The following is a 25,694-nucleotide window of genomic DNA, read 5'->3' on the forward strand; positions in this document are numbered from 1 at the left end:
GACATGTCGGGTCGTGCCACCCTCGCAGGAGGGAGAAGGGACACCGATGAGCCGACTGACGTTGCCGCCGCTCGTGGTGGTCATGGGGATCTCCGGGGTCGGCAAGTCCGAGATCGGGCACGACCTCGCCGAGCGGTTCGACATCGCGTACGAGGACGGCGACGCCTTCCACTCCGAGGCCAACATCGCGAAGATGTCCGCCGGGACGCCGCTGACCGACGAGGACCGCTGGCCCTGGCTGGAGTCGATCGGTGCGTGGCTGCACGCCCACGACGACTCCGGGGGAGTGGTGAGCTGCTCGGCGTTGCGGCGCGTCTACCGGGACGTCCTGGTCGCGGCGGCTCCGCGGACGACGTTCCTGCACCTCACGGGTGACCACGACCTCATCCGGCAGCGGATGGAGCACCGCGACCACTTCATGCCGGTCTCGCTGCTCCAGTCCCAGGAGGACACGCTCGAGCAGCTCGAGCCCGACGAGAACGGCGAGGTCCTCGACATCACGCCCTCGCCCGGCGAGATCGTCGACGCGTTCCTCGAGCGCACCGAGATCCCGGACGAGCAGGAGGGCTCCCGATGACCGACCCGGCAGGACTGTTCGGACTGCTCGGCACCGCCGACGAGGTGACTCCCGCGGCGGGTACTGCGCAGCTCGTGATCGCGGCGCTGGCCGGCATCGCGCTGATCGTGCTGCTGATCGTCTGGCTGAAGGTCCACCCGTTCCTGGCGTTGACTCTGGGCTCGCTCGCTGTCGGTGCCATCGCGACGATGCCGATGAAGGACACGCTCCTGAGCTTCACGACAGGCGTCGGTACGACCGTGGCGGGCGTCGGCGTGCTGATCGCCCTCGGCGCCATGTTCGGCAAGCTCCTCGCCGACTCCGGGGGAGCGGACCAGATCGTCGACACCATCGTCGGGAGGTCCAGCACCCGGATGCTGCCCTGGGCGATGGCGGCGATCGGCGCGATCATCGGCCTGCCGATGTTCTTCGAGATCGGCCTCGTCCTCCTGATGCCGGTCATCTACCTGGTGGCCAAGCGCTCCGGTCTCTCGCTGATCGCGGTCGGCCTGCCCACGCTCGCGGGTCTGTCGGCGATGCACGGGTTCGTCCCTCCGCACCCCGGCCCGCTCGCTGCGATCGACGTCCTGAACGCCGAGGTCGGCATCACCCTCGGGCTCGGCATCATCGTCGCGATCCCGACCATCGTCGTCGCGGGCCCGCTGTTCACGCGGTTCGCCTCGAAGTGGGTCGACGTCCACGCCGACTCCGCGGCGTTCGAGGCGACCCGCGACACCGAGGGCCGGCGCCCGTCCTTCGGCATCACGCTCGCGACGGTGCTGCTGCCGGTCGTGCTGATGATGGCGAAGGCGGTTGCGGACCTGATCCTCGACGAGGACGGTCTGTCGTTCGCGTTCATGGACTTCGTCGGTGAGCCGCTGATCGCCCTGCTGCTCGCGGTGATCGTCGCGATGTTCACGCTCGGCGTCGGCTCGGGGATGGGGCGGGACGAGCTGAGCGCCAGCATCAGCGCCTCCCTTCCGCCGATCGCGGGGATCGTCCTGATCGTCGGCGCTGGCGGCGGGTTCAAGACCGTGCTGGTCGACACCGGGATCGGTGAGGTGATCGCCGACTTCGTCACCGACTCGGGAGTCTCGGTCGTCCTGGTGGCGTGGCTGGTGGCCGTGCTGATCCGGCTCGCCACCGGCTCGGCGACCGTCGCGACGATCACGGCAGCGGGCATCATGGTCCCGCTCGCGGAAGGGATGTCCCAGGGCGAGGTGTCGCTGCTCGTGCTGGCGATCGGCGCGGGCTCGGTGTTCTTCTCCCACGTCAACGACGCCGGCTTCTGGCTGATCAAGGAGTACTTCGGGATGTCGGTCGGCCAGACCATCAAGTCGTGGTCGCTGATGGAGACCGTGCTGTCGGTCTCCGGCCTGGTGTTCGTGCTGCTCATGCACCTGGTGATCTGACGCGGCGTTCGCCCTCGGCGTACGCGGCCCAAAATGAGTGTGTCGGGCAACCACCCCACAGGTAACGTCGACCCGTGCTCTGGACCCTTGCGCGGACCTACCTGCGTCCCTATCGAGGCGCGATCTCGGTCGTCATCGTCTTCCAGCTGATCTCGACGCTGGCCACCCTCTACCTTCCCGGCCTGAACGCCGACATCATCGACGAGGGCATCGTCAACGGGGACACGGACTACATCCTGCGCGTCGGCGGAGTCATGCTGCTCGTCACCTGCCTCCAGGCCGTGTGCTCGATCATCGCCGTCTACTACGGCGCCCGTACGTCGATGGCGTTCGGCCGCGACCTGCGTGCGGCGGTCTTCGCGAAGGTCGAGACGTTCGCCGCGGCCGAGGTCACGCGGTTCGGGCCCCCGACGCTCATCACGCGCAGCACCAACGACGTCCAGCAGATCCAGCTGATCGCGTTCATGGTCTTCGTGATCCTGGTCGCCGCGCCGATCATGTGCGTCGGTGGCATCGTGATGGCGCTGCGGCAGGACGTCGGCCTGTCCTGGCTGATCGCCGTCGTGATCCCGGTGCTGGCGGTCTCCGTCGGCTTCATTATCTCCCGCATGCGCCCGTACTTCCGGCAGATGCAGGACAAGATCGACGCCATCAACCGGGTGCTGCGCGAGCAGATCATGGGCATCCAGGTGATCCGCGCCTTCGTGAAGGGCGACTTCGAGCGCAACCGGTTCGAGGTCGCCAACCACGAGTACCGCGACGTCGCCATCAAGGCGGGCCAGTGGATGTCGCTGATGTTCCCGACCGTCATGCTCGTGATGAACGCCTCCAGCGTCGCCGTCCTCTGGTTCGGCGGGCACCGCGTCGGCGACGGGACCCTCGAGGTCGGGACGCTCACCGCGTACCTGACGTATCTCGTGCAGATCCTGATGTCGGTCATGATGGCGACCTTCATGTTCGTGATGCTGCCCCGCGCCGAGGTCTCCGCCGAGCGCATCCAGGAGGTCCTCGACGTCGAGCCGAGCGTGCTCACCGCACCCGGTGCCGTCGCGGAGCCGGTTCGCGCCGGGCGTGTCGATCTCGAGGGTGTGTCGTTCAGCTACCCGGACGCCGAGGAGCCGGTCCTCTGCGACGTCGACCTGGTCGCGAGACCGGGGGAGACCACCGCGATCATCGGCTCGACCGGCAGCGGCAAGTCCACCCTCCTCAACCTCATCCCGCGCCTGTTCGACGCCACGTCGGGCCGCGTGCTGGTCGACGGCGTCGACGTCCGGGACCGTGCGCTCCCGCAGGTGTGGGGCGCGATGGGGCTCGTACCCCAGAAGGCGTTCCTGTTCTCCGGCACGGTTGCCACGAACCTCCGGATGGGCGATCCCGAGGCGACCGACGACCAGCTCTGGGAGGCCCTCGAGATCGCGCAGGCGCGTGACTTCGTCGAGGCGATGCCCGAGGGGCTCGACGCCCCGATCGCGCAGGGCGGCACCAACGTGTCCGGCGGCCAGCGCCAGCGCCTCGCGATCGCGCGCGCGGTCGTGAACCGCCCGCTCGTCTACCTCTTCGACGACTCGTTCTCCGCGCTCGACTTCGCCACCGACGTCGCGCTGCGGCGGGCCTTGCGCCCGGTCACGGCCGAGGCCGCGGTGATCGTGGTGGCCCAGCGCGTCAGCACCATCCGCGACGCGGACCGCATCGTCGTCCTCGACGACGGCCGCGTCGTCGGGACGGGGACGCACTCCGACCTGATGGACACGTGCGAGACGTACCGCGAGATCGTTCTTTCTCAGCTGACCGAGCAGGAGGCGGCATGAGCGGCCGCGGCCCTGGCCCGATGATGGGCATGGCGGCGCCCCAGCGGGCGAAGTCCTTCAAGGCGTCCGTCCGCCGTCTGATGGGGACGCTGGTCCGCGACCGGACGAGCGTGGCGGCGATCCTCGTGCTCGCCGTCATCGGCGTCGGTCTCAGCGTGATCGGTCCCCGGGTCCTCGGGCACGCCACCGACATCGTGTTCGAGGGCTTCGTCGCGAGCCAGCTCCCGCCCGGCGAGTCCAAGGCGGAGGCGGTCGCCGGACTGCGGGCCCAGGGCGAGGACCGCGTCGCCGACATGGTCGCCGCGATGGACCTCCAGCCCGGCCAGGGCATCGACTTCAACGCCCTCGGGTGGGTCCTGCTCGGCGTCCTCGGGCTGTACGTCCTGTCGTCGCTGTTCATGTGGCTGCAGGGGATCCTGACCACGCGGCTGGTCCAGCGGACGGTCGCGGACATGCGCAGCGAGGTCGAGGACAAGATCGGCCGGCTCCCGCTGTCGTACTTCGACTCCCGTTCCCGCGGCGAGATCCTGTCCCGGGTCACCAACGACCTCGACAACATCGCGCAGTCGCTCCAGCAGACGATCAGCCAGCTCCTCGTCTCGCTGCTGACGGTGATCGGGGTCCTGGTGATGATGGTGACGATCTCACCGCTGCTGACCCTGGTCGCGCTGATCACGATCCCGATCGCCGTCGCCATCACGGGTGCTGTCGCGAAGCGGTCGCAGCCGCAATTCGTCGCGCAGTGGGCAGCGACGGGGCAGCTCAACGGTCACATCGAGGAGAACTTCACCGCGCACGAGGTCGTCAAGGTCTTCGGTCGCCAGGAGAAGGCCCGCGCCGACTTCGACGCCGCCAACGCGGACGTGTACGACGCGGGGTTCCGGGCGCAGTTCGTCTCCGGGATCATCCAGCCGGTGATGATGTTCGTCTCGAACGTCAACTACGTGGCGGTGGCGGTGATCGGCGCGGTCCGCGTCGGGACGGGCGCGATCTCGGTCGGCGACGTCCAGGCGTTCATCCAGTACTCCCGCCAGTTCACCCAACCCCTCACGCAGGTCGCGTCGATGATCAACCTGCTCCAGTCCGGGGTCGCGTCCGCCGAGCGCGTCTTCGAGCTGCTGGACGAGACCGAGGAGATCCCGGATCCGCCGGACGCGCTCGCCCCGGCGATCGTGCGCGGACGGGTCGCGTTCGAGGACGTGTCGTTCTCGTACGACCCCGACAAGCCGCTGATCGAGCACCTCGACCTCGTCGCGGAGCCCGGGCAGACCGTCGCCATCGTCGGCCCCACGGGGGCGGGCAAGACGACGCTCACGAACCTCGCCCTGCGCTTCTACGACGTCGACGAGGGCCGGATCACCCTCGACGGGGTCGACGTGCGTGCGATGGACCGCGACGTGCTGCGCGACAACTTCGGGGTCGTGCTGCAGGACGCGTGGGTCTTCCGCGGCACCATCCGCGAGAACATCGCCTACGGTGCCGACGGAGCGTCGGAGGAGCAGATCGTCGCCGCGGCTCAGGCGGCGTACGTGGACCACTTCGTCCGTACGCTGCCCGATGGGTACGACACGGTGATCGACGACGACGGCGGCAACCTCAGCGCGGGCCAGCGCCAGCTGCTGACGATCGCGCGCGCGTTCCTCGCGGATCCGTCGATCCTCGTCCTCGACGAGGCGACCAGCTCCGTCGACACGCGGACGGAGGCACTGGTCCAGAAGGCGATGGCCGAGCTCCGCGCCGGTCGTACGAGCTTCGTCATCGCCCACCGGCTCTCCACCATCCGCGACGCCAGCCGCATCGTGGTGATGGAGAGCGGCCGGATCGTGGAGCAGGGCACCCACGACGGCCTGATCGCCGCCGACGGCGCGTACGCGCGGCTGTACCAGGCGCAGTTCGCCGGCGCCGGGGTCTGAGCCCGCCGCCGCCCCGCGTCGGTGCCCCAGCGTCCACCGCGCCGGCGTCGGTGGACGCTGAGCCACCGCCGTACGGCGTCGGTGGACGCTGAGCCACCGCCGTACGACGAGCTCAGCCGGCCGAAGACACGTCGGCCGGGACGTGGTCGCCGTGCCCGAGCGCCGTGAGGCGGGCGCGCAGGCGCTCGGCCGCCTCGTCGAGCGCCTCCGGCGACGGGTCCGGGTCGACGGCGGCGAAGCTGAAGTCGTCGAGGCCCCACACCGGCCACACGTGGACGTGCAGGTGCGGGACCTCGAAGCCGGCGACCATCGTGCCGACCCGCGGGCTGTCCCACTCCGCCTGCTGGGCGGCGCCGATCCGCTTGGCGACCGCGGTCAGCCGCGCCAGGAGGGCGTCGTCGGCGTCGATCCAGTGGTCGATCTCGGCGCGGGGGACGACCAGCGTGTGGCCCGGCCGGATCGGCCCGATGCTGAGGAACGCGACCACCTCGTCGTCCGCCCAGACGAAGCGACCCGGGATCTCGCCGGCGATGATCTTCGTGAAGAGCGTGCTCATGGACCAGAGTCTGCCGTACGCCGCCGCGCCCGCCGACTCGCGCTGACCAGCGCGAGTTGGAGGCCTTCAGCACGGTCTGGCACAATGGGATGTCGATTCCGTCTCGCGTCCGAACCCTCTCATTCGTTCGCGTCCGGATCCGCGATCAGGTGGCCCGTTCCCCACACGGTGCCCGCTGGATCACCACACCACGTTCATTGAGGAGACACCACACCCGTGGCCGTCAAGATTCGCCTGAAGCGGATGGGCAAGATCCGCACGCCGTTCTACCGAGTTGTCGTCGCCGACGCACGCACCAAGCGTGACGGTCGCGTCATCGAGGAGATCGGCACCTACAACCCCAAGGCCGAGCCGTCGATCATCAAGATCGACTCCGAGCGCGCCCAGTACTGGCTCGGCGTCGGCGCCCAGCCCAGCGAGGCCGTCACCGCGCTGCTGAAGCTCACCGGTGACTACCAGGCATCGAAGGGCGAGAAGGCCGAGTCGACCGTCAAGGTCGCCGAGCCGAAGCGCGACAAGGCCGAGCTCTTCAACGAGGCGCTCAAGGCCGTCCACAACGCGCCCGCCACCGAGGCCGTCACCAAGAAGGCCCCGGCCAAGAAGGCCGCCAAGGCCGAGGAGCCGGCTGCCGACGAGTCGGCCGAGGCGCCCGCGTCCACGGAGGCCTGAGCACCGTGATGGTCGCCGAAGTCATCGAGCACCTGGTCGGCGGCATCGTCGACCACCCCGACGACGTCGACGTCAACGCGAAGCAGCTGCGACGGGGTCTGCTCTTCGAGGTCCGGGTCCACCCCGACGACCTCGGCAAGGTGATCGGGCGCCAGGGCCGTACGGCTTCGGCCATCCGTACCGTCGCCGGCGCGATCGCCGGCAAGGGCGGGGCCCGCATCGACTTCGTCGACGTCGACCGGCGTCGCTGAGCCGGTGGAGATCGTCGTCGGCCGAATCGGCCGGGCGCACGGGATCCGCGGCGAGGTCAGCATCGACCTGATGACCGACGAGCCCGAGAGGCGTTTCGCCTCGGGCTCGTCGGTCGTCGTCGTTCCGAAGGATCCGAGCTCCGCCGGCGCAGGCTCTGCCACGTCGGCGCGCGGCCGCGCCACGCTCACCATCCGAGCCACTCGTCCCCACCAGGGGCGCCTCCTCGTCACCTTCGCCGAGGTCCCCGACCGCACGGCCGCGGAGGCCCTGCGCGGGTCCCGGATCGTCGTCGACGTCGACCCCGCGGATCGACCCGACGATCCCGAGGAGTTCTACGACCACCAGCTCGAGGGACTGAAGGTCGTGTCAGACGGGGTCGAGCGCGGCACGGTCCGCGCGGTGCTCCACCTTCCCGTCCAGGACGTCCTGGCGGTCGAGCGTGTCGACGGCACCGAGGTCCTCGTGCCGTTCGTGTCCGCTCTGGTCCCCGAGGTCGACCTCGCCGCCGGCCTCGTGCACGTCGCCGACGTTGCCGGCCTGCTCGACCCGGAGCAGGCCGAGGACGCCGGGCCGACCTGATGCGCATCGACGTCGTCACGATCTTCCCCGACTACCTCGCGCCGATGGCGCTGTCCCTGCCGGGCAAGGCACGGCAGCGCGGTCTCCTCGACCTGCGCGTGCACGACCTGAGGGAGTACACCTACGACCGCCACCGCACGGTCGACGACACCCCGTACGGCGGTGGTGCCGGCATGGTCATGCGTCCGGAGCCCTGGGGCGAGGCTCTCGACGGGCTGCTCGCCGCCGGGAGCGCCGGGGACGCACCCGCTGCGACACCGCGGCTTCTCGTGCCGACACCGTCGGGTCGCCGGTTCTCGCAGGCCGACGCAGCACGTCTCGCCGGTGAGCCGTGGCTGGCGTTCGCGTGCGGCCGCTACGAGGGCATCGACCAGCGCGTCATCGACTGGGCGTCCGAGCGGATGCCCGTCGAGGAGGTGTCGCTGGGCGACTTCGTCCTCAACGGCGGAGAGGTTGCCGCGCTCGCGGTGATCGAGGCGGTGATCAGGCTTCTTCCCGGATTCATGGGCAACCCGGAGTCGCTGGCGGAGGAGTCCCACGGCGCCGACGGCCTCCTCGAGTACCCCGTCTACACCAAGCCCGCCCTCTGGCGCGACCACGAGGTCCCGCCGATCCTGCTCTCCGGCGACCACGGCCGGATCGCTGCCTGGCGGCGTCAGCAGGCGGTCGAGCGTACGACGCAGCGTCGGCCCGACCTGCTCGCCGACGGCGACTGACGCCTACCTCAGGATGGACGTGAGTCCGGGGTCGGCCGAGGGATCGGCCGCTCCCGTCGTACGCGCAGCGGGTGCGGGCTCGACCTCGGGCGTCTCCACGATCAACCCGCGCCGGTAGGCCAGCTGGAGCGCGGCGACGCGGTCGCTCACGCCGAGCTTGCGGTAGACGTTCTCGAGGTGCTTGTGCACCGTGCGGGCCGAGATCCCGAGGCTGCGGCCGATCGACTCCGCCGTACGGCTCTCCGCGAGCATCGCGACGATCGTGCGCTCGCGCGGGGTGAGGCCGATGTCCTCGAGGGTCGGCCCGGTCTGCACGGGCACGGCCTCCCGCAGGAGCAGGTGCCGGTCGAGCCCGCGGATCAGGGGAAGTGTCGCGCTCGCCCGCAGCGGCGCCCAGTGCGGGAACGCGTCGTCGCGGACCAGGACGTACGCCTCCAGGCCCGTCTGTGCGTCGTTGCGCAGCGGGAGGACGAGCTGGTGCAGCCCCACGCCGACCGAGTGCATCAGGCTGACCAGGGGAGTGGGGAGCGATCGCGCGCTCTCACCGGGTCGGAGCAGGACCTCGGGATCGAGCGACCGCGTGGACCGGTAGTGCGCGACGAGCGGGTGCGACTCGATGATCGTCCGCTGGCCGTACGGCCAGCGCTGCGTGTCGAACGCGATGTCGCGCGGGAAGGTCTGCAGTGTGATGGTGTCGGTGGACGCCGCGATGACGACGCGGGCGCCGCCGTCGGCGCCGAAGTCGGAGAGGAGCTGGTCGGTCAGGCACTGCCGGGCCGCACCGACGTCGTCGAGCGCGAGCAGGTCGGCTGCGACGTCGATCCACCCTGCGGAGTCCGCCATCGCGTCCCTGTTCTCTCGAGGTCCTGACGGCGAGCGTACCGAAGCACGCGCGGCAGCAGTGCATTTCGTGAGACGGCACGCCCGCGGATTCCCCGGGTGGTCCCGGACGAGCCCCATGAGACACCTCGGGCTCGCGTGTCACGGCCAGGTCCGGTGCGTACGTACGACTACGTATTCAGCGCGACGGTGCCGCGGATCTAGCCTCAGGTGTGGGTCCAGCACCGTGCCGACGCCGTCTGCGGGGGTGAAGTCGTCGGGACGGTGCTGGACCCCGATTGCCGATTAACGGCGGCGTGGCCCGGTATGGCAGACTAGGACGTCGGTGCTGGACTCTGCTGCCACAGGGGCCTCGAGTCGTCTGACGCGTCATCGACGCGTCGCAGCACCGCTCCGAGCATTCACCCCGCACTGTTCGTGGGTGACCTGTGGCACCGACGAGGAAGAGATGAGATGACCAACGTAGTCGATGCCGTCGCGAGCCAGTCGCTCCGTGACGACGTGCCCGAGTTCCGCGCCGGTGACACCCTCAAGGTTCACGTCAAGGTGATCGAGGGCAACCGCTCCCGCGTCCAGGTGTTCCAGGGTGTCGCACTGCGCATCCAGGGGTCGGGCGTCGGCCGCACCTTCACCGTCCGCAAGGTCAGCTTCGGTGTCGGTGTCGAGCGCACCTTCCCGCTGCACACCCCGATCATCGAGAAGATCGAGGTCATGACGCGCGGCGACGTGCGCCGCGCCAAGCTGTACTACCTCCGCAACCTGCGCGGCAAGGCCGCCAAGATCAAGGAGAAGCGCGAGGTCTGAGCAGTCTCGGGGGGGAGACTGTGACGACGCGTGACGGCGGGCCGGAACACGGCCGCGCCGACGAACCACCGGGCACGCACCGGGCACCTCGTACGACGGGGGGCCCGGTGCGTCCTCGTCTGCAGGCGCCTGCCCGCGGCAAGCGGGCGATCCCGCTGTGGATGGAGGTCGTCGCCCTCCTGATGGTGGCCCTCGTGCTGTCGTTGCTCGTGAAGTCGCTCTTCCTCCAGACGTTCTACGTGCCGTCGGAGTCGATGGAGCCGACGCTGACCGGTCACGCGCAGGGCGCCAAGGACCGGATCGTCGTCCAGAAGGTGTCCTACTGGGGTCGCGACCCGAACCGCGGCGAGGTCGTCGTCTTCGAGGACCCGGGCGGCTGGCTCCGCGCCGGCGAGGTCCAGGAGTCGAGCAACGCCGCCCAGAAGCTGCTGTCGTCCGCCGGGTTGTTCCCGTCGGGCGGCCACCTGGTGAAGCGCGTGATCGGCGTGGGCGGCGACACCGTGAAGTGCTGCGACACGTCCGGCCGGATCGAGGTCAACGGCGTCGCGATCGAAGAGCCGTACGTCAAGGACGAGGCCGCCACCGCCAGGTCGCCGTTCTCGGTGGTGGTTCCTGAGGGCTACCTGTGGGTGATGGGTGACAACCGCGGCAACTCCGCCGACTCCCGAGCCCACATCGACGGCGCCGGAGGGGGCTTCGTGCCGACCGGCAACGTCGTCGGCAAGGTGGCCTTCGTGGTGTGGCCGTGGAAGGACCGCGCGGTGCTGCACGACCCGCAGTCGTTCTCGTCGCTCGACTGATTCCTGCGGTCTCTGCCGCGCGCGTCGGGGGTGTGGGAGGCGGGGCTAGGCTGTCTGCGTGACGTCCCACGAGCCGGCCGCGAGCGCCGCACAACGCCCTTCGAGCAAGAAGCGCAAAGCGCTCCCGCTGTGGCAGGAGACGATCCTGCTGGTCGTGATCGCCCTCGTGCTCGCGCTGGTCGTCAAGACGTTCCTGGTGCAGGCGTTCTGGATCCCCTCGGGCTCGATGGAGAACACGCTGCAGGTCGACGACCGGATCCTCGTCCAGAAGGTCTCCTACTGGACCGGCGAGCCGGAGCGCGGCGACGTCGTCGTGTTCGACGACCCGGGTGACTGGCTCGGCGCGACGGCCGAGCAGGAGCTCGGCCCGCTGCAACAGGTGCTGTCGGTGTTCGGTCTCTACCCGGCCGGCGGGCACCTCGTGAAGCGCGTGATCGGTGTCGGTGGAGACCACGTCGTGTGCTGCGACGCCGAGGGACGCCTGGAGATCAACGGCACCTCGGTCGACGAGCCGTACCTCAAGGACCCGAACGCCGACGCGAGCAGTCAGCGGTTCGATGTCCGGGTGCCGGAGGGACGCCTGTGGTTGATGGGGGACAACCGCGACAACTCGGCGGACTCTCGGGCGCACCTCGGATCCCCGGGCGGAGGTTTCGTGAACGTCGACGCCGTCCTCGGCAAGTCGTGGGTCACCGTCTGGCCGTTCGACCGGATGGGTTCGGGCGGCTCGGACAACGCTCCGTTCGCCGCGGTCCCCGATCCCGACTGAGGCTGGACCTACCGTGGTAGGCAACGGACCGGATCGGAGCGTGGGATGAGCCCGGTGGCACCACCGACCTTGCGGATCGCTCGCCAGCTGCTGCGGGGCGGGCTGAGCTCTCTCGCGTGCAGCGACGAGGTCGGGCGCGGAGCACTCTGCGGCCCCGTCACGGTGGCCATGGTGCTGATCACCGAGACCACGAAGACGGCTCCGCAAGGGGTTCGCGACAGCAAGCTGCTGACCCCCGAGGCACGCCGCAGGCTCGTCCCGAGGATCCAGCGGTGGGCCCCGTCGTACGGCGTGGGGCACGCAAGCCCCGGCGAGATCGACGAGTTCGGCATCATCGCCGCGCTGCGCCTGGCGGGCCACCGTGCGATGGCTCAGCTGTCGGCGCCGCCGGACACCGTCCTGCTCGACGGCAACCACGACTACCTGACGGTGCCCGAGCAGCCCGCGATGTTCGGGCCGCCGGTGATCGTCGACCGGGTGCCGCCGGTCGTGACGATGATCAAGGCCGACATGCGGTGCGCCGCCGTCGCCGCTGCGAGCATCCTCGCGAAGACGGCCCGGGACGAGATCATGGTCGGCCTCGCCGACCAGCATCCTGAGTACGGGTGGGCCGACAACAAGGGCTACGCGGCTCCCGAGCACATCGCTGCGCTGGCGGCGCTCGGTCCGACACCGCACCACCGGGTCTCCTGGCGGCTCCCGGGGCGGGACGAGCTCCCTGCCGACGCCGATCCCGACCTCGCCGACGTCGCCCTGCTCGACCTCTGAGCCCGGGCGCGCTGCAGCAGACCCGTGCGTGCGCGGTGAGACACGGTAGTTTCGCAGGTGCGGGACCTATCGAGGGAGAACGATGAGCGCAGAGGATCTCGAACGCTACGAGGCGGAGATGGAGCTCGCGCTGTACCGCGAGTACCGCGACGTCGTCGGCATCTTCACCTACGTCGTGGAGACGGATCGGCGCTTCTACCTGTGCAACGCCGTCGACGTGAAGGTGCGGTCCGAGACCGGCGACGCCTACTTCGAGGTCACGATGACCGACGCCTGGGTGTGGGACATCTACCGGCCGGCCAGGTTCGCCAAGAACGTCAAGGTGCTCACCTTCAAGGACGTCAACGTCGAGGAGCTGGCAACCAGCGACTTCGAGCCCCCGAAGGCCTGACGCCCGACCTCGTCCCCAGGCACGCCCGCGCCGCCGCCGTCCACAGATCGCCGATCGCCTTCGTTCGCATGCTCCGCGAGGACCCACCTTGTACGCGGAGGTGGAAGCGATGGGTTCGACGTACGACCAACGGCGTGCTGTCGGCGAGCACGGCGAGAACGTGGCCGCCGACTATCTGCAGGCCAAGGGCATGCAGGTGCTCGCCCGCAACTGGCGGTGCCGCTGGGGTGAGATCGACATCGTCGCCCAGGACGGCGACACTCTCGTCTTCTGCGAGGTGAAGACGCGGCGGACCACCGCTTACGGCACGCCGCTCGAGGCGATCACGCCCGACAAGGCCGCGCGGCTGCGACGGCTCGCCGGCGCCTACCTGGCCGACCACGACCGCTGCGCCTCCCGGATCCGCATCGACGCGGTGGCCGTGCTTCTCCCACCGCGCGGCGCGGCGGCGGTCACCCACCTCGCGGGGGTGTCGTGATGGGTCTCGGGCGCACCATGTCGGTGTCCCTGGAAGGCATGCGAGGGCGGTTGGTCGACATCGAGGTGGATGTCAGCGCCGGCCTGCCCAAGACGACGCTCGTCGGGCTTCCTGACGCCTCGCTGGCGGAGGCACGCGACCGCTGCCGGGCAGCGATCGTCAACAGCAGGTTCCCTTGGCCGGACCGCAAGGTGACCATCAATCTCTCACCGGCCTGGCTTCCGAAGTCCGGCGCTCACTTCGACCTCGGCATCGCCCTTGCCGTGCTGGCGAGCGAGGGCCACGTGCCGCAGGACCGGATCGCGGGGGCAGCCGTGCTCGGCGAGCTGGGGCTCGACGGCCGGCTGCGAGCGGTCGCCGGGGTGCTTCCCGCGACCGTCGCCGCCGTGGCCGCCGGCTGCGAGGTGGTGATCGTCCCGGAGCCCAACGCCGCGGAGGCCGCGATCGTCGACGGCGCGCGGATCATCGGGGTGCGCTCGCTCCGGCAGGCGGCAGCGCTCCTGCGCGGGGAGGACCCGCCCCACGAGCCGCCCGTCGAGCCTCTCGTGCCCGGCGTCGATCCTCGGCCAGGGCGGCTCGAGGGCCTCGACATGAGTGACGTCGCTGGCCAGCACGAGGCCCGAGGAGCGGTCGTGGTGGCGGCGGCCGGGGCGCACCACCTCGCCCTCACGGGCCCGCCCGGTGTCGGCAAGACGATGCTGGCGCAACGGCTCCCCGCGCTGCTTCCCGACCTCGACCACCAGCAGTCGATGGAGACGAGCGCCGTGTACTCGATCGCGGGGGCCCTCTCGCCCGACGCGCCCCAGCTGCGGCGACCGCCGTTCGTCGACCCGCACCACACCGCGTCCGCGGCCGCCCTGGTCGGCGGCGGCACCCGCGTCGTACGCCCGGGGGCGATGTCGCTCGCACATCACGGTGTGCTCTTCCTCGACGAGGCTCCCGAGTTCCGTCGCGACGTCCTCGAGGCGCTGCGGCAGCCGCTGGAGAGCGGCTGCGTCACGGTGGCGCGGGCCGCGCAGACAGCCGAGTTCCCCGCGCGGTTCCTGCTCGTCCTCGCGTCGAACCCCTGCCCGTGTGGGAGCCGGTCCGGCACCGGCTCGGGCTGCACCTGCACGGCCGTGGTCAAGCGCCGGTACGGCGAGCGGCTGTCCGCGCCGATCCTCGACCGCGTCGACCTCCAACGGTCGGTCGGGCCTGTCTCGGCGCGAGACACGGGCGTGAACGCTGTCCCGCCGATCGCGACCTCCGTCCTCGCCGAGCGGGTCGCGCAGGCGCGTGAGCGGCAACGACGCAGGCTCGCCGGGACACCGTGGCGGACGAACGCCGAGGTCCCTGGCGCCTACCTGCGGCGCAGCCTGCCGACCCCGCCACGGCTGGTCCGCACCGTCGACCGGCTAGTGCGCGACGGCAAGGTCAACGCGCGCACCGCCGACCGCCTGCTCCGCGTGGCGTGGACGATCACGGACCTGAGGGAGCAGCGTGAGCCCGACCTCGACGCGCTCGACCTTGCGACGGTGCTCCGACGGGATCTGGCATTGGCGGCCAACCAGCTGGACGGGATCTCCGCATGACCGGCAAGGACGCACGCGAGGAGGGCCTCCCGGGTGGTGAGGAGACGGTGACGAGCACGACGAGCCGGGCGCGGCGGGAGGAGCGACGAGCGCGTCTCACGCTCAGCCTGGTCGCCGAGCCGGGCGATCCGCGCCTGGCTGTCGCGCTCGACGGTCGCGCGCCGGTCGACCTGGTGCGCGCGGTGATCGACGGCGAGCCCGACGTGCCGGAGGGGTGGCGCGCCCGGGCTGCCGGCGTCGACGCTCGCCTGCAGGCCGCGGTCTCTGCGGCCCACGCGTGCGGCGCGCGCTGGGTGTGTCCAGGTGACGCCGCTTGGCCGGCCCCGCTCGACGACCTCGATCTGGTCGGCACGGTCGCCGGTGTCGCGGGTCGACCGCTGGGCCTCTGGGTCCGCGGCAAGGGTCAGCTCGACGCTCGGACCGCGAGATCGGTTGCCGTGGTCGGAGCCCGTGACGCCACCACCTACGGGTGCGACGTCGCAGGAGACCTCGCCGCAGACCTCGTCGACGGCGGCGCCACTGTCGTCAGCGGAGCCGCGTTCGGCATCGACGCGGCCGCGCACCGGGGCGCGCTCGCACTCGCCGGGACGACCGTCGCCGTGCTCGCGTGCGGTGTCGATGTCGACTATCCGCGCGCTCACGCCGGGCTTCTGCACAGCATTGCCGAGACAGGCCTCGTCGTCAGCGAGCACCCACCCGGGTCGACCCCCACCCGCGGACGCTTCCTCACCCGCAACCGGGTGATCGCGGCTCTCGCGCAGGGCACAGTCGTGGTGGAGGCGGCCCGGCGCAGCGGAGCGCTCAACACCCTGGGCTGGGCGAACGAGCTCGGTCGGCTCACGATGGCCGTGCCAGGACCGGTGACCAACCAGTCAGCGGTCGGGGTCCATCAGGCGATCCGGCAAGGGCGCGCCGTCCTCGTCACGAACGGTGCCGAGGTCCTCGAGGACGTGGACGACCTCGGAGAGCGCGACGCGACGCCGCCGCCGGCCCCGGCGACCGCCTGGGACGCGCTGCCACCGTCGTCGCGGGCGGTCATCGAGGTCCTGCCGGCAGCCGGGCCGCGGACAACCGCCGAGATCATCTGGCACTGCGGTCTGCGATCCGACGACGTGGAGGCGGCGCTGGTGGACCTGGAGGCCGAGGGCTTCGTACGAGCGTCGGCTCAGGGCTGGCACCTCCTCCGCCGCGCGGACCTGTCCGCGCGTGCCGACGGCGGGGGCGCTCGGGGCACGGACGGCGAGCCCCGTTGATGGCGCGACGATCCCTCGTCAGACTCGGGGGCATGGCATCCCCCGAGCACAGCGTCGCGTGGGCTGACGCGCTCGACGCCTACGCGAGGCACCTGCGGTCCGAGCGCGGCCTGAGCGAGCACACCGTTCGTGCGTACGCGGGCGATCTCGACCTTCTCGCCACGCATGCCGAGGCGCTCGGAGTGGCAGATCCCGCGCAGCTCGAGCTCAGAGTCCTGCGCAGCTTCCTCGCCGGTCAGCAGGTCCGGGGGAGGGCTCGCAGCACGCTCGCTCGCCGGGCCGCCGCGGTGCGCCGCTTCACCGCGTGGCTCGTCCGGACCAAGCGGGCGGACCAGGACCCCGGTGCGATGCTCGCCAATCCTCGTCGCCACCGGGAGCTCCCGGGCGTGCTCCGCCAGGATGAGGTCCGCACCCTCCTCGACGCCGCGCTGTCGTTCGCGACCGCCGCCGACTCCGGAGACGACTCGACAGCCGCCGTCGTCGCGGTGCGCGACGTGGCGATCCTCGAGCTCCTGTACGCGACCGGCATCCGCGTCGGCGAGCTGTGCGGCCTCGACGTCGACGACGTCGACCGGGTGCGCAACGTCGTCCGGGTCGTGGGCAAGGGCGACAAGGAGCGCAGCGTCCCGTTCGGGCGGCCCGCCGCCGAGGCGCTCGACCGGTGGGTCGCAAGCCGCCGCGCCCTGGTCGTCCAGGTGAGCGGGCCAGCCCTGTTCCTGGGGCAGCGCGGCGGGCGCGTCGACCCACGCACGGTGCGCCGGATGGTGCACTCCCGACTCGGGGAGGTCGATGGCGCGCCCGACCTCGGACCCCACGGCCTCCGGCACACCGCTGCGACCCACCTGCTCGAGGGCGGTGCCGATCTCCGCAGCGTCCAGGAGCTGCTCGGCCACGCGTCGCTGGCAACGACCCAGCTCTACACCCACGTCAGCTCCGAGCGCCTCCGCAGCGCCTACGCGCAGGCCCACCCGCGCGCCTAGCGACCGCGCAGGCTCGTCCCGCGTCGGGTCCGACCGGCGCGACGAAGTAGGCTCTGTCTACGGAGCGCCTGACCTCAGCGCGGACCGCCACCGCGTGGCGCGTCCCCTCCCGTGCCGTCGCACGGCTGAAGGACATGACCCCCAGCACGCCGAACCATCCTGGGAAGCGGGATGGTCGAACGCAGGAACGGAGCCTCGGAGTTGGACTCGAAGGTCATCTACACGCTTACGGACGAGGCGCCGCTGCTCGCGACGTACTCGTTCCTCCCGATCATCTCCGCGTACGCCGGCACCGCCGGTGTGACCGTGGAGAGCCGGGACATCTCGCTCGCGGGCCGCATCCTGGCGCAGTTCCCGGACCGGCTGTCGTCCGATCAGCAGGTCGGAGACGCGCTGGCTGAGCTCGGCGAGCTCGCGAAGCAGCCTGAGGCCAACATCATCAAGCTGCCGAACATCAGTGCGTCCGTCCCGCAGCTCAAGGCGGCGATCAAGGAGCTTCAGGCCCAGGGCTTCGCGATCCCCGACTACCCGGACGACCCGTCGACCGACGACGAGCGCGACGTCCGCGCCCGCTACGACAAGGTCAAGGGCAGCGCCGTGAACCCGGTCCTGCGCGAGGGCAACTCCGACCGCCGCGCGCCGGCGTCGGTGAAGAGCTACGCCCGCAAGCACCCGCACTCGATGGGCGCGTGGTCGGCCGACTCGAAGACCAACGTCGCTCACATGGATGCCGACGACTTCCGCTCCAGCGAGAAGTCCGCCGTGATCGCCAAGGACGGCGCCCTGCGCATCGAGCACGTCGCCGCCGACGGGACGACCACCGTCCTGCGCGACGAGGTGCCGGTGCTCGCCGGCGAGGTCGTCGACGCGACCGCGATGAACGTCGCCGCGCTGCGCGACTTCCTCACCGAGCAGATCGCGCGCGCCAAGGCCGAGGGTGTCCTGTTCTCGGTCCACCTGAAGGCCACGATGATGAAGGTCTCCGACCCGATCATCTTCGGTCACGTCGTCCAGGCCTTCTTCCCGCAGCTGTTCGCCGAGCACGGCGAGGCGCTCGCCGCTGCGGGCCTCAGCCCGAACAACGGCCTCGGCAGCATCGTCGGCGGTCTCGACGCGCTCCCGGCCGACGTCCGTGACGCGGTCGCTGCGGCGATCAACGAGGGCATCGCCGACGGCCCGGCGCTCGCGATGGTCGACTCCGACCGCGGCATCACCAACCTGCACGTGCCGAGCGACGTCATCGTCGACGCGTCGATGCCGGCCATGATCCGCACCTCCGGCCACATGTGGGGGCCGGACGGTGTCGAGGCCGACACGCTGGCCGTCATCCCGGACAGCAGCTACGCGGGCATCTACCAGGTCGTCATCGACGACTGCCGCGCCCACGGCGCGTACGACCCGACGACGATGGGCTCCGTCCCGAACGTCGGGCTCATGGCGCAGGCCGCCGAGGAGTACGGCAGCCACGACAAGACGTTCGAGATCGCGTCGGCGGGCACCGTCCGCGTCGTCGACAACGACGGCGCCGTGGTCTTCGAGCACGTCGTGTCGCAGGGCGACATCTGGCGCATGTGCCAGACCAAGGACGTCCCGATCCGCGACTGGGTCAAGCTGGCCGTCACGCGTGCCCGTGCGACGGGCTCGCCGGCCGTGTTCTGGCTCGACGAGGCGCGCGCGCACGACCGCAACCTGATCGCCAAGGTCCAGGCCTACCTGCCCGAGCACGACACCGACGGTCTCCAGATCGAGATCATGTCTCCGGTCGAGGCGACGGCCTTCTCTCTCGAGCGCATCCGCAAGGGCGAGGACACGATCTCGGTGACCGGCAACGTGCTCCGCGACTACCTGACGGACCTCTTCCCGATCCTCGAGCTCGGCACCAGCGCCAAGATGCTGTCGGTGGTCCCGCTGATCAACGGCGGCGGCCTGTTCGAGACCGGCGCCGGCGGCTCCGCGCCGAAGCACGTGCAGCAGCTCGTGAAGGAGAACTACCTCCGCTGGGACAGCCTCGGCGAGTTCCTCGCCCTGGCGGTCAGCTTCGAGCACCTCGCGCAGGTCACGGGCAACGCGAAGGCCCAGGTCCTCGCTGACACCCTCGACCGGGCGACGGGCACGTTCCTCAACGAGAACAAGTCGCCCAGCCGTCGGGTCGGCGGGATCGACAACCGCGGCAGCCACTTCTTCCTCGCGCTCTACTGGGCGCAGGAGCTGGCAAGCCAGACCGACGACGCCGAGCTCGCGGCGGCGTTCGCTCCGCTGGCGGAGACGCTGTCGGACAACGCCGAGACGATCACCGCCGAGCTCATCGGCGTGCAGGGCTCGCCCGCGGAGATCGGGGGCTACTACCGCCCCGACGACGCGCTGGCCTCGCAGGTCATGCGTCCCTCCAAGACGCTGAACGACGCGCTCGCGACGCTGGGCTGACGCCCGTAGACCGAGCCGGGACCCGCCGAGGATCACCTCGGCGGGTCCCGTCGTCTCTGGAGCCTGCCCCTCACAGCATCAGCATCGGGTCGATCGGACGCCCGTGCTCCAGTGCCATCCAGTGGAGGTGGCAGCCGGTCGAGAGGCCGGTCGACCCGACCGTCCCGACCACGGATCCGGCACCGACGACGGCGCCCGTCGGGACTGAGGCGGCGGCGAGGTGGTTGTAGCTGGTCACGAGGCCGCCACCGTGCTCCACGACCACGCGGTTGCCGTACGCGGGGACGTACGTCACGGCGACCACGCGGCCCGCCGCTGCCGAGCCGACGGGAGTCCCGCACGCGGCGGCAAGGTCGGTGCCGTCGTGGAGACGCAGCTCGCCGGTGATCGGGTGGATCCGCATCCCGAACGGTGAGCTGATCGGAGCGTCGACCGGCACCACGAAGCCGTCGGGCCCGACCGGCTCGATGGTCTGCGGCGGCGCGGGCGGCGGACCGTACGGGGTCACGAGTCGCACGGCTGCTGCCCGGTCGAGCAGCTCGACGGGGTCGGCGTACGCGGTGCCGTGGCGTCGGCCGAGGTGGAGGCACGCCCGCGGCAGGCAGTGCCCGCCGGCGAGCAGGAGCCGGCCGAGCACGTCGCCGGCCGCGACGCGCGTGCCGGCCACCACGTCAGCCGCGACCGGCTGGTACGTGGAGCGCACCGAGCCGTGGTCGACGCTTACGATCTCGACACCCGCAACGCGGCCGGCGAAGGCGACGACGCCGTCGTCCACCACGCGCACCACGGCGCCGGCAGGCGCGTCGAGGTCGATCCCGCGGTGACCGGCGGCGTACGGGTTGGGCGGCGCTTCGAAGGGCCGGACGACGGCTGGTCGCGGGTCGAGCGGCCACCACCAGCGCTGGTCGTCGGGGACGGGGCCGCTCAGGGACAGCGTCGCGATCAGCAGCGCGACGAGAGGCAGTGAACTCACGTGAGGATGCAATCGCGCCCAGCAGGACTAGCGTAGGGACAAGTTGACCAACTGGGGACAAACACGTCGAGCGTTGGCCTGTGGACGAACTCAGGCGGGCGCTCCGGGGGAGTGGGAGAACCCGATGCGAGTGATCGTTCCTGCCCTGGTGATGGCTGCGGCCACGCTCGTGGCTCCCGCGGCCCCGAGCAGCTCCGCGACCACGACCCGAGCGGCGCCGCCGGCATCCACGGTCGCGACGACCACGTCCGCGGCGACGAAGGCCGCCTCCGTCCCGCCCGGGCCACGTCGTTACGAGCGACGGGTCGTCCGGCACACCAACCGCGTACGGCGTGCGCACCACCTGCGGGCGTTGAGTCGCAGCACCTGCCTCGACCGGTACGCGCAGCGTTCGGCCAACCGGATCGCGCGCTCGGGGCGCCTCACCCACCAGGACCTGACGCCCGTGCTCAGCAGGTGCGGCGGCTGGAAGGTGGGCGAGAACATCGCGTACGGCTACCGCTGGCCGCTGTGGGTCGTGCGGGCCTGGATGGACTCGCCGGGACACCGTGCGAACATCCTCGAGCCCCGCTACCGCCGGATCGGTGTCGGAGTCCGCGCCGACGGCAGGGGAACGGTCTGGGTCAGCCAGGTCTTCGCGTACCGTCGCTGACCGGCGGCCGCCGGCCACCTGCCTGGGACCGACGGGACGCCTCCGGTTGCACCGGGGTGCGATTTCCCCCCGCTGGGAGGCGTGGCCTAGACTTGGTGGAGCACCTCGACCGTCCTCTGGTCCGATCACCGGGTCCAACGGCGTGACGGGTGACTTCGCGCGCTCTTCGCCCAGCACCGCTGGGATGCGCGGCCCTGGTCCTCTCCGTACGGCGAGGCGGTCCGCGCACGGGCGCCAGGGTGTCGGCGCCGCCGGCACGTCAACCAGGATCGGGCGCACCCGTGCGCCCATGAAGAAAGAGGAACGCCATGGCCGTCGTGTCCATGCGCCAGCTGCTCGAGAGCGGTGTCCACTTCGGGCACCAGACCCGCCGCTGGAACCCCAAGATGAAGCGCTTCATCCTCACCGAGCGCAACGGCATCTACATCATCGACCTGCAGCAGTCGCTGGCCTACATCGACCGCGCGTACGACTTCGTCAAGACGACCGTCGCCCGTGGCGGCACGATCCTCTTCGTCGGCACGAAGCGCCAGGCGCAGGAGGCCATCACCGAGCAGGCGACCCGCGTCGGCATGCCGTACGTGAACCACCGCTGGCTGGGCGGCATGCTCACCAACTTCTCGACCGTCCACGAGCGGATCAAGCGCCTCAAGGAGCTCGACGAGGTCGACTTCGACGACGTCGCCGGCTCCGGCCGCACCAAGAAGGAGCTCCTGCAGCTCAAGCGCGAGCACGACAAGCTCGACCGCACCCTGGGTGGCATCCGCGACATGACCCGTACGCCGTCGGCGCTCTGGGTCATCGACACCAAGAAGGAGCACCTGGCGGTCGACGAGGCCAAGAAGCTGGGCATCCCGGTCGTCGCGATCCTCGACACCAACTGCGACCCCGACGACGTCGACTACCCGATCCCGGGCAACGACGACGCGATCCGCTCGGTCACGCTCCTCACCCGCGTCGTCGCTGACGCGGTGGGCGAGGGCCTGATCTCGCGCGGCGCCGGCAAGGAGACCGAGGCCGCCGAGGCCGAGGGCACCGTCGCCGCCGGCGAGCCGCTCGCCGAGTGGGAGCGCGAGCTCGCCGAGGGCACCGACGCCGCCACGACCGAGGCCGCCGAGGCCGAGGTCCAGTCGTCGGCCAGCGCCGACGACACGGTCGCCGAGGTTGCCGAGGAGACCGCCGCTGCCGAGGAGAACCTCGCCGAGACGGGCTCGACCGAAGAGAAGCCCGCCGACGCCTGATCGACCCCGGCGGGTCTGTCCCACCACTTCGGCCAGCCGGGTCGGCCCCACGTGGGGCCGGCCCGGCGGCTAGCACCAACGGCCGATCCACCGGCCACGGACGAACGACGAGAGAGATACAGATGGCAATCTCTGCAGCAGAGGTGAAGAAGCTCCGCGACGCGACCGGCGCGGGCATGATGGACGCCAAGAAGGCCCTCACCGAGGCCGACGGCGACTTCGACAAGGCCGTGGAGATCCTCCGGGTCCACGGCCAGGCCAAGGCCGACAAGCGTGGCGCCGAGCGTCAGGCCACCGCCGGCCTCGTCGCCGCGTCGGGCAACGCGATCGTCGAGCTGAACGCCGAGACCGACTTCGTCGCGAAGAACGAGCAGTTCGTCGCGATGGCCGAGGAGTTCGCAGCCCTCGCCGACCGGACCAACCCGGCCTCGGCCGAGGAGTTCGCCGCGACCGACGCTGGTGACGGCAAGACGGTCGCCGAGAAGATCTCGGCGCTCGCCGCGATCATCGGCGAGAAGCTCGAGCTCGGCCGCGTCCAGGTCCTCGAGGGCAAGGGTCGTGTCGCGACCTACCTGCACCGTCGTGCGAGCGACCTTCCGCCGGCCGTCGGCGTCCTCATCGAGTTCGAGGGCGACGGCGAGGAGGAGATCGCACGCAGCGTGGCCATGCAGGTTGCCGCGATGCGCCCCCGCTACCTGACCCGCGACGAGGTCCCGGCCGACGTCGTGGCCAAGGAGCGCGAGATCGCCGAGGCCGCTGCCCGCGAGGAGGGCAAGCCCGAGCAGGCGATCAGCAAGATCGTCGAGGGCAAGGTCAACGCGTTCTACAAGGACTTCGTCCTGCTCGACCAGCCCTCGGTCACCGAGCAGAAGAAGTCCGTGAAGCAGGTCCTCGACGAGGCCGGCCTCACGGTCACCCGCTTCGCTCACATCGAGATCGGCGGCTGACAGCCTCGGCTGTGAGGCCGCTCGACAGTGGGACTAGCCTGACGACGACGCGCGATACGGAGGCCGGTGTGGTGGACCAGAACAAGACAGTCGACCCGCCGGCCTTCGCCGTGTTCAGGGCAAGCTCGGCGTCCGGGGCGGGATCGGAGCCGGCCGAAGAGCGTCGCCGTGTGCTCCTCAAGCTGTCCGGCGAGGCGTTCGGCGGCGGCAGCCTCGGCGTCGACCCGGACGTCGTCAACACGATCGCCCGGCAGATCGCCGAGGGCGTCGCCGCCGGCGTGGAGATCGCCATCGTCATCGGTGGCGGCAACTTCTTCCGCGGAGCCGAGCTCCAGCAGCGCGGCATGGACCGTGCACGCGCTGACTACATGGGGATGCTCGGCATCGTCATGAACTGCCTCGCTCTCCAGGACTTCCTGGAGAAGCAGGAGATCGACACCCGTGTGCAGACCGCCATCACGATGGGGCAGGTCGCCGAGCCGTACATCCCGCGGCGCGCGATCCGCCACCTCGAGAAGGGGCGCGTCGTGATCTTCGGTGCAGGCGCAGGCATGCCGTACTTCTCGACCGACACGGTCTCCGCGCAGCGCGCGCTGGAGGTCCGTGCGGACGAGGTCCTGATGGGCAAGAACGGGGTCGACGGCGTGTACACCGCCGACCCGAACAAGGATTCAAGCGCCACCAAGATCGACTCCATCTCCTACGCCGAGGCCTTGCAGCGTGGGCTGCGCGTCGCCGACGCGACGGCGTTCGCGCTGCTGATGGAGAACAGGCTGCCGATGCGCGTCTTCGGGATCGAGGGAGAGGGCAACATCTCCTCGGTCCTGAGAGGTGAGAAGATCGGCACGCTGGTCTACGCAGACTGACCGACCAGAGACCGCAGACGAAGGAGCAGGCCAGTGATTGACGAGACCCTGCGCGACGCAGACTCCAAGATGGAGAAGGCCGTCGAGCACGCGCGCGAGGAGTTCGCCGCGATCCGCACCGGGCGCGCGCACCCCGCGATGTTCGCGAAGATCACGGCCGACTACTACGGCACGCCGACCCCGATCCAGCAGCTCGCCGGGTTCCAGATCCCCGAGCCGCGGGTCGTCATCGTGAGCCCGTACGACCTTGGTGCCAAGAGCGCCATCGAGAAGGCGATCCGCGACTCCGACCTCGGTGTCAACCCGACCGATGACGGCAAGGTCCTGCGTCTCGTCCTGCCGCAGCTCACCGAGGAGCGCCGCAAGGAGTACATCAAGCTCGCCAAGTCCAAGGCCGAGGAGGGCCGCGTCGCGGTCCGCAACATCCGTCGCACCGCGAAGCAGGCGATGGACAAGGCCGAGAAGGACGGCGAGGTCAGCAAGGACGACGTGACCGGTGCCGAGAAGCGCCTCGACGGCCTCACCAAGAAGCACGTCGACCACATCGACGAGCTCGTCAAGAACAAGGAGCAGGAGCTGCTCGAGGTCTGATGAGCGCTCCTGATGTCCCCGCAGCGCCCCGGCAGCGCGGCGGTCGCAACCTTCCGGCCGCCATCGCCGTCGGAGTCGGCCTCGGCGCCGCCGTCGTCGTCTCGTTGTTCTTCGTCAAGGCCCTGTTCGTCGTGGTCGTCCTCGCGGCGGCCGGCGTCGCGATCTGGGAGCTGACCGGCGCACTCGCGAAGGCCGGCATCGCGATCCCGCTGCCGCCGCTGATGGCGGGTGGGTTGGCGACGCTCGCCACGGTCTACTTCGGTGGCACCGAGGCGATCGCGATCGGCACGGCTCTCACCGTGCTCGGCATCTTCGTCTACCGGATGCCCCGCGGCGCGGACGGCTTCGTACGCGATGCGTCTGCGGCGGTCTTCGTCTTCGCCTACGTTCCGGTGCTCGGCTCGTTCGTCGTGCTGATGGCGGCCGAGGGCGACGGCGCGAAGCGGATCGTCACGTTCATCGTGGTCACGATCGCCTCCGACATCTTCGGGTACGCCGCTGGCTACAAGCTGGGCAAGCACCCGATGGCGCCCACCATCAGTCCCAAGAAGTCGTGGGAGGGGTTCGGCGGATCGGTGGTCGGCTGCGTGCTCGCGGGCGTGCTGCTGGTGACCTTCCTGCTGGACGGCCGGTGGTGGGTTGGCGTCGTCCTCGGCCTGGTCGCGGTGGCGATGGCGACCCTGGGCGACCTGTCCGAGTCGATGATCAAGCGCGACGTCGGCATCAAGGACATGAGCGACCTTCTGCCGGGCCACGGTGGCCTGATGGACCGACTCGACTCGCTGCTCGCGGTTGCCCCGGTCTGCTGGATCGTCCTGCACTTCCTCGTGCCGGTGTCCTGACGCGCACCGCGCGGCGGCGGTTGGCGTGGGATGGGAGGATGGT

Annotated in this window: 27 protein-coding genes; 24 read left to right on the forward strand and 3 right to left on the reverse strand. The window is 70.5% G+C overall.

Features of this window, described 5'->3' with window-relative positions:
- Positions 1–46: 46 nt before the first annotated feature.
- The 4 genes from GH747_RS16380 (at position 47) to GH747_RS16395 (ending at position 5,689) form a co-directional block, all read left to right on the forward strand.
- Entirely contained in the window at positions 47–577 is a 531-nt protein-coding gene (locus tag GH747_RS16380; RefSeq protein WP_149770694.1) for a gluconokinase, read from the forward strand.
- A complete protein-coding gene (locus tag GH747_RS16385) occupies positions 574–1,968 on the forward strand; it encodes a GntP family permease (protein WP_149770695.1) in 1,395 nt (464 codons plus the stop codon). Before GH747_RS16380 ends, GH747_RS16385 begins: the two co-directional genes overlap by 4 nt.
- A 74-nt stretch (positions 1,969–2,042) precedes the next feature.
- A complete protein-coding gene (locus GH747_RS16390; protein ID WP_149770696.1) occupies positions 2,043–3,776 on the forward strand; it encodes an ABC transporter ATP-binding protein in 1,734 nt (577 codons plus the stop codon).
- On the forward strand, positions 3,773–5,689 hold the full coding sequence (locus tag GH747_RS16395; protein WP_205602990.1) for an ABC transporter ATP-binding protein: 1,917 nt from the start codon (positions 3,773–3,775) through the stop codon (positions 5,687–5,689). Before GH747_RS16390 ends, GH747_RS16395 begins: the two co-directional genes overlap by 4 nt.
- 112 nt (positions 5,690–5,801) lie before the next feature.
- Here the strand turns inward: GH747_RS16395 and GH747_RS16400 are convergent, their stop codons facing one another.
- Positions 5,802–6,245: an HIT family protein gene (locus GH747_RS16400; RefSeq protein WP_149770697.1), complete on the reverse strand. Its 444-nt coding sequence runs from the start codon at positions 6,243–6,245 to the stop codon at positions 5,802–5,804.
- A gap of 216 nt (positions 6,246–6,461) precedes the next feature.
- Here GH747_RS16400 and rpsP point away from each other — a divergent pair, with 216 nt between their 5' ends.
- From rpsP to trmD, 4 genes are read left to right on the forward strand one after another with little or no spacing between them, the layout of a single operon-like run.
- On the forward strand, positions 6,462–6,914 hold the full coding sequence (gene rpsP, locus GH747_RS16405; protein WP_149770698.1) for a 30S ribosomal protein S16: 453 nt from the start codon (positions 6,462–6,464) through the stop codon (positions 6,912–6,914).
- An 8-nt stretch (positions 6,915–6,922) separates the two neighbouring features.
- A complete protein-coding gene (locus GH747_RS16410; RefSeq protein WP_149770925.1) occupies positions 6,923–7,165 on the forward strand; it encodes an RNA-binding protein in 243 nt (80 codons plus the stop codon).
- A gap of 4 nt (positions 7,166–7,169) precedes the next feature.
- Positions 7,170–7,745 carry a ribosome maturation factor RimM gene (rimM, locus tag GH747_RS16415; RefSeq protein ID WP_149770699.1) on the forward strand — a complete coding sequence of 192 codons (576 nt, stop codon included), beginning with the start codon at positions 7,170–7,172 and terminating at the stop codon, positions 7,743–7,745.
- Entirely contained in the window at positions 7,745–8,461 is a 717-nt protein-coding gene (trmD, locus tag GH747_RS16420) for a tRNA (guanosine(37)-N1)-methyltransferase TrmD (protein WP_149770700.1), read from the forward strand. Before rimM ends, trmD begins: the two co-directional genes overlap by 1 nt.
- A 3-nt stretch (positions 8,462–8,464) precedes the next feature.
- Here the strand turns inward: trmD and GH747_RS16425 are convergent, their stop codons facing one another.
- The gene (locus GH747_RS16425; protein WP_149770701.1) at positions 8,465–9,304 is read right to left on the reverse strand and encodes a helix-turn-helix transcriptional regulator; all 840 of its coding nucleotides are present in this window, start codon (positions 9,302–9,304) and stop codon (positions 8,465–8,467) included.
- 450 nt (positions 9,305–9,754) lie between these two features.
- Between GH747_RS16425 and rplS the strand changes: the two genes are divergently transcribed.
- From rplS to GH747_RS16475, 10 genes are all read left to right on the forward strand, one after another.
- Positions 9,755–10,105: a 50S ribosomal protein L19 gene (gene rplS, locus GH747_RS16430; protein WP_149770702.1), complete on the forward strand. Its 351-nt coding sequence runs from the start codon at positions 9,755–9,757 to the stop codon at positions 10,103–10,105.
- A 107-nt stretch (positions 10,106–10,212) separates the two neighbouring features.
- Positions 10,213–10,905 (forward strand): signal peptidase I, encoded by a 693-nt coding sequence (gene lepB, locus GH747_RS16435; protein ID WP_149770703.1) that lies wholly within the window; start codon positions 10,213–10,215, stop codon positions 10,903–10,905.
- A gap of 58 nt (positions 10,906–10,963) precedes the next feature.
- Positions 10,964–11,674, forward strand: a complete 711-nt coding sequence (lepB, locus tag GH747_RS16440) for a signal peptidase I (protein ID WP_149770704.1) — start codon at positions 10,964–10,966, stop codon at positions 11,672–11,674.
- Between the two features lie 45 nt (positions 11,675–11,719).
- Positions 11,720–12,442, forward strand: coding sequence for a ribonuclease HII (locus tag GH747_RS16445; protein ID WP_149770705.1), 723 nt, complete (start codon positions 11,720–11,722; stop codon positions 12,440–12,442).
- An 82-nt stretch (positions 12,443–12,524) separates the two neighbouring features.
- Positions 12,525–12,833 (forward strand): DUF2469 domain-containing protein, encoded by a 309-nt coding sequence (locus GH747_RS16450; protein ID WP_149770706.1) that lies wholly within the window; start codon positions 12,525–12,527, stop codon positions 12,831–12,833.
- 109 nt (positions 12,834–12,942) lie between these two features.
- Positions 12,943–13,311, forward strand: coding sequence for a YraN family protein (locus GH747_RS16455; protein WP_149770707.1), 369 nt, complete (start codon positions 12,943–12,945; stop codon positions 13,309–13,311).
- A gap of 17 nt (positions 13,312–13,328) precedes the next feature.
- A complete protein-coding gene (locus GH747_RS16460) occupies positions 13,329–14,882 on the forward strand; it encodes a YifB family Mg chelatase-like AAA ATPase (protein ID WP_228552977.1) in 1,554 nt (517 codons plus the stop codon).
- Positions 14,879–16,135, forward strand: a complete 1,257-nt coding sequence (dprA, locus tag GH747_RS16465) for a DNA-processing protein DprA (RefSeq protein WP_149770709.1) — start codon at positions 14,879–14,881, stop codon at positions 16,133–16,135. Before GH747_RS16460 ends, dprA begins: the two co-directional genes overlap by 4 nt.
- 32 nt (positions 16,136–16,167) lie before the next feature.
- The gene (locus GH747_RS16470; RefSeq protein ID WP_149770710.1) at positions 16,168–17,115 is read left to right on the forward strand and encodes a tyrosine recombinase XerC; all 948 of its coding nucleotides are present in this window, start codon (positions 16,168–16,170) and stop codon (positions 17,113–17,115) included.
- A gap of 201 nt (positions 17,116–17,316) precedes the next feature.
- Positions 17,317–19,539 (forward strand): NADP-dependent isocitrate dehydrogenase, encoded by a 2,223-nt coding sequence (locus tag GH747_RS16475; protein WP_228552960.1) that lies wholly within the window; start codon positions 17,317–17,319, stop codon positions 19,537–19,539.
- Positions 19,540–19,609: 70 nt separating this feature from the next.
- On the opposite strand, the gene GH747_RS16480 is transcribed toward GH747_RS16475, so the two are convergent.
- Positions 19,610–20,512 carry a M23 family metallopeptidase gene (locus GH747_RS16480; RefSeq protein WP_163695702.1) on the reverse strand — a complete coding sequence of 301 codons (903 nt, stop codon included), beginning with the start codon at positions 20,510–20,512 and terminating at the stop codon, positions 19,610–19,612.
- A gap of 124 nt (positions 20,513–20,636) precedes the next feature.
- Here GH747_RS16480 and GH747_RS16485 point away from each other — a divergent pair, with 124 nt between their 5' ends.
- The 6 genes from GH747_RS16485 (at position 20,637) to GH747_RS16510 (ending at position 25,651) form a co-directional block, all read left to right on the forward strand.
- A complete protein-coding gene (locus GH747_RS16485) occupies positions 20,637–21,164 on the forward strand; it encodes a CAP domain-containing protein (RefSeq protein ID WP_194842925.1) in 528 nt (175 codons plus the stop codon).
- Between the two features lie 308 nt (positions 21,165–21,472).
- Entirely contained in the window at positions 21,473–22,405 is a 933-nt protein-coding gene (rpsB, locus tag GH747_RS16490) for a 30S ribosomal protein S2 (protein WP_149770713.1), read from the forward strand.
- Between the two features lie 122 nt (positions 22,406–22,527).
- Positions 22,528–23,352 carry a translation elongation factor Ts gene (gene tsf / locus GH747_RS16495; RefSeq protein WP_149770714.1) on the forward strand — a complete coding sequence of 275 codons (825 nt, stop codon included), beginning with the start codon at positions 22,528–22,530 and terminating at the stop codon, positions 23,350–23,352.
- A 110-nt stretch (positions 23,353–23,462) separates the two neighbouring features.
- Complete coding sequence (gene pyrH, locus GH747_RS16500; RefSeq protein ID WP_149770927.1) at positions 23,463–24,218, forward strand: UMP kinase; 756 nt, start codon at positions 23,463–23,465, stop codon at positions 24,216–24,218.
- Positions 24,219–24,254: 36 nt separating this feature from the next.
- Positions 24,255–24,809: a ribosome recycling factor gene (gene frr / locus GH747_RS16505; protein ID WP_205603006.1), complete on the forward strand. Its 555-nt coding sequence runs from the start codon at positions 24,255–24,257 to the stop codon at positions 24,807–24,809.
- Positions 24,809–25,651: a phosphatidate cytidylyltransferase gene (locus tag GH747_RS16510; protein WP_149770716.1), complete on the forward strand. Its 843-nt coding sequence runs from the start codon at positions 24,809–24,811 to the stop codon at positions 25,649–25,651. The genes frr and GH747_RS16510 overlap by 1 nt, the downstream gene beginning before the upstream one ends.
- The last annotated feature ends 43 nt before the right edge of the window (positions 25,652–25,694 follow it).

It is taken from the genome of Mumia xiangluensis (assembly GCF_010994095.1).
GTDB classification, from domain to species: Bacteria; Actinomycetota; Actinomycetes; order Propionibacteriales; family Nocardioidaceae; genus Mumia; species Mumia xiangluensis.

Bases quoted from the DNA above. Each gene is read 5' to 3' on its own strand.
- GH747_RS16510 (WP_149770716.1), top strand. From the start codon at position 24,809: ATGAGCGCTCCTGATGTCCCCGCAGCGCCCCGGCAGCGCGGCGGTCGC.
- GH747_RS16395 (WP_205602990.1), top strand. From the start codon at position 3,773: ATGAGCGGCCGCGGCCCTGGCCCGATGATGGGCATGGCGGCGCCCCAG.
- GH747_RS16450 (WP_149770706.1), top strand. From the start codon at position 12,525: ATGAGCGCAGAGGATCTCGAACGCTACGAGGCGGAGATGGAGCTCGCG.
- GH747_RS16385 (WP_149770695.1), top strand. From the start codon at position 574: ATGACCGACCCGGCAGGACTGTTCGGACTGCTCGGCACCGCCGACGAG.
- trmD (WP_149770700.1), top strand. From the start codon at position 7,745: ATGCGCATCGACGTCGTCACGATCTTCCCCGACTACCTCGCGCCGATG.
- GH747_RS16485 (WP_194842925.1), top strand. From the start codon at position 20,637: ATGCGAGTGATCGTTCCTGCCCTGGTGATGGCTGCGGCCACGCTCGTG.
- tsf (WP_149770714.1), top strand. From the start codon at position 22,528: ATGGCAATCTCTGCAGCAGAGGTGAAGAAGCTCCGCGACGCGACCGGC.
- GH747_RS16400 (WP_149770697.1), bottom strand. From the start codon at position 6,245: ATGAGCACGCTCTTCACGAAGATCATCGCCGGCGAGATCCCGGGTCGC.
- dprA (WP_149770709.1), top strand. From the start codon at position 14,879: ATGACCGGCAAGGACGCACGCGAGGAGGGCCTCCCGGGTGGTGAGGAG.
- rpsB (WP_149770713.1), top strand. From the start codon at position 21,473: ATGGCCGTCGTGTCCATGCGCCAGCTGCTCGAGAGCGGTGTCCACTTC.
- rplS (WP_149770702.1), top strand. From the start codon at position 9,755: ATGACCAACGTAGTCGATGCCGTCGCGAGCCAGTCGCTCCGTGACGAC.
- GH747_RS16425 (WP_149770701.1), bottom strand. From the start codon at position 9,304: ATGGCGGACTCCGCAGGGTGGATCGACGTCGCAGCCGACCTGCTCGCG.
- GH747_RS16445 (WP_149770705.1), top strand. From the start codon at position 11,720: ATGAGCCCGGTGGCACCACCGACCTTGCGGATCGCTCGCCAGCTGCTG.
- GH747_RS16470 (WP_149770710.1), top strand. From the start codon at position 16,168: ATGGCATCCCCCGAGCACAGCGTCGCGTGGGCTGACGCGCTCGACGCC.
- GH747_RS16455 (WP_149770707.1), top strand. From the start codon at position 12,943: ATGGGTTCGACGTACGACCAACGGCGTGCTGTCGGCGAGCACGGCGAG.
- GH747_RS16410 (WP_149770925.1), top strand. From the start codon at position 6,923: ATGGTCGCCGAAGTCATCGAGCACCTGGTCGGCGGCATCGTCGACCAC.
- GH747_RS16380 (WP_149770694.1), top strand. From the start codon at position 47: ATGAGCCGACTGACGTTGCCGCCGCTCGTGGTGGTCATGGGGATCTCC.
- GH747_RS16460 (WP_228552977.1), top strand. From the start codon at position 13,329: ATGTCGGTGTCCCTGGAAGGCATGCGAGGGCGGTTGGTCGACATCGAG.